This is a genomic window from uncultured Ruminococcus sp. (assembly GCA_902785355.1).
GTDB lineage: Bacteria > Bacillota > Clostridia > Oscillospirales > Acutalibacteraceae > Ruminococcoides.
On sequence record CACZYF010000061.1, the window covers coordinates 1 to 5814 of the forward strand.

Below are 5814 nucleotides of genomic sequence, written 5' to 3' on the forward strand. Positions count from 1 at the left end.
ACGGGAGACGCAGACAGGCTGGCGCCTGTCAAGGAGCCCAACAAAGCTATACGAAATATAGCGCAATAGATGATAAAGGTTTTTATCAAGGATTAGTATGAATATACGATACGGTGAAAAAGTGGGTTTTCTGTGTCAATATTGTAAATTTTTAATGACTCTTTCGTAAGATTTCTTTACAGCTACCGAATTAAATTATATAATGTAACCTATATTATAATGGGTAAATTATATTATCAGATCATCCGCCTGCCGGCACGGCGCAAATTCAGCTGCTGCGGCGATAGTAAGGAGAATGATATGCTTCAAATCAAAGGAATCAGAAAGGTGTACAAAACCGGGACACTCGTACAGGAAGCGCTCAAGGGCGTTTCGCTGAGTCTGCGCGACTGCGAATTTGTCGCGATCCTCGGACAGAGCGGCTCCGGCAAAACTACCCTGCTGAACATCATCGGCGGACTTGACCGCTATAACGACGGCGACCTGATCATCAACGGCGTATCAACCAAGAGGTACTCCGACCGCGACTGGGACAGCTACCGCAACCATTCGGTCGGCTTCGTCTTTCAGAGCTACAACCTCATCCCCCACCAAAGTATCCTTAAAAACGTAGAGCTCGCGCTTACCATCGGAGGAATCTCCTCCTCCGAGCGTACCGGCCGCGCAAAGGAAGCGCTGGTCAAGGTGGGGTTGGAGGAGCATATCCATAAGAAGCCTTCACAGCTTTCGGGCGGACAGATGCAGCGCGTCGCGATCGCGCGCGCGCTGGTGAACGATCCCGATATTCTGCTTGCCGACGAACCCACCGGCGCACTGGACAGCGACACGAGCCTGCAGGTCATGGATCTGCTCAAGGAAGTCGCCCGGGATCGGCTGGTCGTGATGGTCACCCATAACCCCGAGCTTGCCGAAAAGTACGCAACCCGTATCGTCACCCTCAAGGACGGTCAGATCACCTCCGACTCCGACCCCTTCGAGCCTTCCGACACGGGCGGCAGCATCCATAAAAACTTGGGTAAATCATCTATGTCGCTCCTCACGTCACTCGCGCTCTCCTTCAACAACCTGTGGACAAAGAAGGCTCGCACCATCCTCGTCTCTTTCGCGGGCTCAATCGGTATCATCGGCATCGCGATGATCCTGGCGATGTCCAACGGCGCAAACGAGTATATCCATAGCGTAGAGGAAGGCAGTCTGCAGGACTATCCCTTGCAGATCACCGACACCAGCTTCAATCTTACCTCAATGTACGCTTCAAGTATGACCGGAGGCGCGAACGAGAACGGCACAGCCGCCGCGACCAAAGATGAAAAAGCGGTGCGGGAGTGGAGCGCGGTCACAAATCTGCTGTCCGGCGTTACCTCCAACGATTTGAAATCTCTCAAAGCCTATTTTGACAGCGACGAATGTGATATTCAGGACTATGTGCAGGCGCTCGACTACAGCTATAATATCACGCCCCGTATCTACAAGGTAAGCGAAAAAGGTTACCGTCAGATCAATCCGAACAACAGCTTTGAGGCTCTGGGCTTCTCAAGCGAAAGAAGCGGCAACACCCTGATGTCCTCTTTCGCAAACGGCAACGCCTTCTACGAAATACCTGAAAGCGACAAAATGTTCCGGAAGGGCTATGACCTGATGGCGGGCAAGTGGCCCGAAAACTACAACGAATGTGTCGTATCGCTGACACCGACCGGCCGAGTCTCGGACATCACGCTCTATATCATGGGCTTGAAGGATCCAAAGGAGCTCGACGAGATGGTCGAAGCCTTCTCCGAGGGCAAGGATTATAAGCCGACCTCCGGTATCGGCAGTTATGATTATGATGATTTTATCGGCATGGAGTTCAAGCTTCTGCCATCCACAGCGCTTTATACCTACGACAAGAAATACAAGGTCTGGTCGGATCACGGTGAAGATAAAAAGTATGTCAGTGAAAAGCTCAAAAACGCCGAAACGCTGAAGATTGTCGGCGTGGTCCAACCGAATTCCGAGGGCGGCGCCAAAACCAACGAATATGGTATCGGGTATCCCGCGTCGCTGACCAGGCACGTCATCGACCTCGCGGCGGAAACCGAGATCATCAAGGCTCAGCTGAAGGCGCCTGATATCAACGTCTTTACCGGCAAGCGCTTTGACGACGAATCCGAAAGCAACATGGATATGAGCTCTCTGTTCAACGTTGACAAGGACGCGATCAATAAAGCCTTTGATTTCAAAAATTCCGATCTCGACTTTTCAAAGCTCGATTTCAGCGGGATCGATTTCTCGAACCTCGACCTGAGCTCCGCTGTCAATATCAATGATTTGAGCAAGCTGATGCCGTCTATGAGCGCCGCCGATCTTGAAAAGCTGCTCGACGGCGTTAAGATCAATATGACCGAGGAAACGCTCAAAAATTTGTTCAACAATATACTCGAGGGCTATTCCCGTTACACCGAAGGCGATCCCCGCGCCGATATCGGCAAGCTGCCCTCATCGCTCGCAGGCTTTCTGCAGACCGATAAGGCGATCACGATGATTCGCAGCGATATAGCGCAGTATCTCAAGGATCACAGCAGCGCGATGATCTCCGAAAGCGACCTTACCGCATTGGCGGAAAACTATCTCAGCGGCTATTTTGCGTGGGCGAAAAAAAACAATTATTCACTCACCGATATAACTCACATCAGCGATTATGTCGTTTCCGAGGAAGCAAAGAAGATCCTTTCAGACGGCTTGAAGGAGCTCCGCGATAAGCTGCAGAGTTCCCCACCTACCGATGAAGAGATCAACGGCTGGACTAAGCAGCTTGCGGACGAATATGAAAAGTATGCTGAAGAGCACAGCCTGCCCTCCGCCTCCTACATGATCGGAGCATTTCAAAAATACCTTGCTACGGACGAAGCGAAGAGGCTAATCGGCGACACGGCAAAGAAAGCGATCGATACCTCCGGTCTGGAAAAAAGCATGGGCGGTTTCTCGGACGCCTTCTCAAAGCAGATGGGCGCCGCTATGCAGAAGATCTTCAGTTCCGTCGGAACGCAGATCTCCGCGTCGCTGGAGAAGAGCATGGGCAAACTGATGTCCGGTATCTCAGACAGTCTTATGAACGGCTTCAACTTCGATACCGACGCGCTGGCGGATATGTTCAAGACCGAAATGTCCCCCGAAGAACTTCGCGACCTGATGGTCTCACTGATGTCTCCGCAGAAGAACACCTACGAAAGCAATCTCAGAAAGCTGGGCTACGCCGATATCGAAAGACCCGCCGCCATCACCATCTACCCCATCGATTTTGACAGCAAAACGCATATCAAGCAGATCATCAGCGACTATAACGACCGCATGCAAAAAGCGGGTGAGGAGGAAAAGGTCATCAGCTACACCGACCTCGTCGACGCACTGATGGGCTCCGTCACCACCATTATCAACGCCATCAGTTACGTGCTGATAGCCTTTGTCGCCATCTCGCTGATAGTATCGTCGATCATGATCGGCGTCATCACCTATATCAGTGTATTGGAGCGGCGGAAAGAGATCGGTATCCTACGTGCGATCGGCGCCTCAAAGCGCAACATCTCACAGGTATTCAACGCCGAGACCTTTATTATCGGCGCGCTGGCGGGCGTGATCGGCATCATGATCTCACAGCTCTTGATCCTGATCGCAAATCCGATCCTTCATTCATTGACGGGACAGGAGGAAATCAACGCTATTCTTCCTCCCCTCGGAGCGGTCATCCTGATCCTACTGAGCATTATGCTCACCCTCATCGGCGGCATCATCCCCTCGCGCAAGGCTGCAAAGAGCGATCCCGTCACTGCGCTCAGATCCGAATAAAACATTACCATGTTATATAATCCACAAGGAGGAACCCATGATTCAAGTTATCGAAAAGGAAGTATTGTCTTCCGACAAGCAGCATCAGCTCAAAGGCAAAATTTATCTCCCTGAGGGTGAAGCGAAAGGGCTTCTGCATGTCGTACACGGCATGTGCGAGTATATCGGCCGCTATGATTCCTTTATGCGGGAGATCGCCGAGGAGGGATATATCACCTTCGGCTACGACCATCTGGGTCACGGCTATACAGCCAAGGATAACAGCGAGTTGGGTTTCATCGCACATGAGAACGGCTGGCAAAAGCTCATCGACGACGTGTATCTTTTCGGCGAGGAAGTTCGCAAAAAGTACGGAGAGAGCCTCCCCTTCACCCTTATGGGTCACAGCATGGGTTCATTCATCGTTCGTTTGACCGCCGCTAAGTATGACCATTATGATAAGCTGATCGTCATGGGCACCGGCGGACCCAACCCCGCCGCGGGTGCGGGTATCGCGGTATGCGGCATGCTTAAGATATTCAAGGGCGAACGCGGCTACAGCAATCTGGTGCAGAATATGGCGTTCGGCACCTACAATAAGGGATTCGAACAGGGGAATGATCCTTACGCATGGCTTTCCGTCAATAAGGAAAACCGCGACAACTATCGCGTCGATCCTTTTTGCACCTATCAGTTCACCCTGTCGGCGATGCAGGATCTGGTCAAACTGAACAAATACAGCAACGACAGCGAATGGTTTGAAAAGATGAATAAGCAAAAACCGATTCTGCTGACAGCAGGCGGTGAGGACCCTGTCGGCGAACACGGTACAGGCGTTAAGAAGGTCTATGAACTTCTGAAGGAAGCGGGCGCGAATGTACAGCTTAAGCTGTACGAGGGCTACCGTCACGAGATCCTCAATGATTACTGTCGTGATACGGTGATCGCCGATATCAAAGCCTTCATCGCATAAATATTATATAATAGTATATATAGGAGGAGTTTGTCGTTTGGCAAGCTCCTTTTTCATTATTTTAAAACTTTTTCAAAAAAAGTTTAAAATCCCCCGATTTTTGTCATACTGTTGTCATAGTGTGTATGTTATGCTATAGCCACAGTCAAGGGAACGAGCTTAAAGCTCGATCCAAGCCGCCGATCAGAAAGACTGCTGAATATTAAGAAACGACGGCGGAACAAAACAGTCATTTACCAAAAAAATAAAAACAAAAATCAGGAGGGAATCAAAATGACTAACAAGAACTTTTACAACGAGAAGAACACCAACACCGCAGCAAAGGATAAGGCAACGAAGAAGGGCATCTTCATCGGCGCGGTCGCCGTCGCTATGGTCGGCGTGATCGCCGCGGGCGCGATGGTATTCGGCGTGATGAACGCTCCGAAGTTCAGCAAGACCGCCGCTCCCACTACCGCGATCTCCGTCAAGGCTGACGCCCCGGCGCTGACAGCGAACAAAAAGTCCGCCGAGCTTACCAAGGCGACCACCGCCCCGACCGAAAAGATCACAGCGAAAAAGACGGTCGATACGACAGCGGCTCAGAAGAAGGCCGCCGAGGTAAAGGCAGCGCAGAAGAAGGTCGAAGCGCAGAAGGCAGCGCAGAAGAAGGCAGCCGAGAAGAAGCTCGCCGAGAAGAAAGCGGCTGAGAAGAAAGCAGCCGAGATCAAGGCAGCTAAAATGAAAGCAGAAGCACAGAAGGCAGCTCAGAAGAAGGCGGCTGAGAAGAAGCTCGCTGAACAGAAGACAGCAGCCGCGAAGAAAGCCGTTACACCCGCTCCCACCGTGGCACCCACTCAGGCTCCTACCGTCGCGCCGACCGAAGCTTCCGTAAAGACCCTGTTCAAGACTTCTTCCACCACCGATGACACCATCAAGATCGTCAACGGCGAGCGCGTTTTCATCGACACCAAGTCCCCTGTTCCGACCAACAGCGGCAACCCCTACGCATACACCGCTCACGGCAAGACCTCGAAGGGCGGCTTCGGCTGGGACTACAA

3 protein-coding genes are annotated in these 5814 nt (G+C 51.6%); all 3 read left to right on the forward strand.

Features of this window, described 5'->3' with window-relative positions:
- The first annotated feature begins 300 nt into the window (after positions 1–300).
- Positions 301–3822, forward strand: coding sequence for an ABC transporter ATP-binding protein/permease (locus R2I50_RS09840; RefSeq protein WP_316608968.1), 3522 nt, complete (start codon positions 301–303; stop codon positions 3820–3822).
- A gap of 37 nt (positions 3823–3859) precedes the next feature.
- Positions 3860–4774, forward strand: a complete 915-nt coding sequence (locus R2I50_RS09845; RefSeq protein WP_316608969.1) for an alpha/beta fold hydrolase — start codon at positions 3860–3862, stop codon at positions 4772–4774.
- Positions 4775–5047: 273 nt separating this feature from the next.
- A partial coding sequence (locus R2I50_RS09850) for a hypothetical protein (protein WP_316608970.1) occupies positions 5048–5814 on the forward strand: 767 nt, incomplete at its 3' end.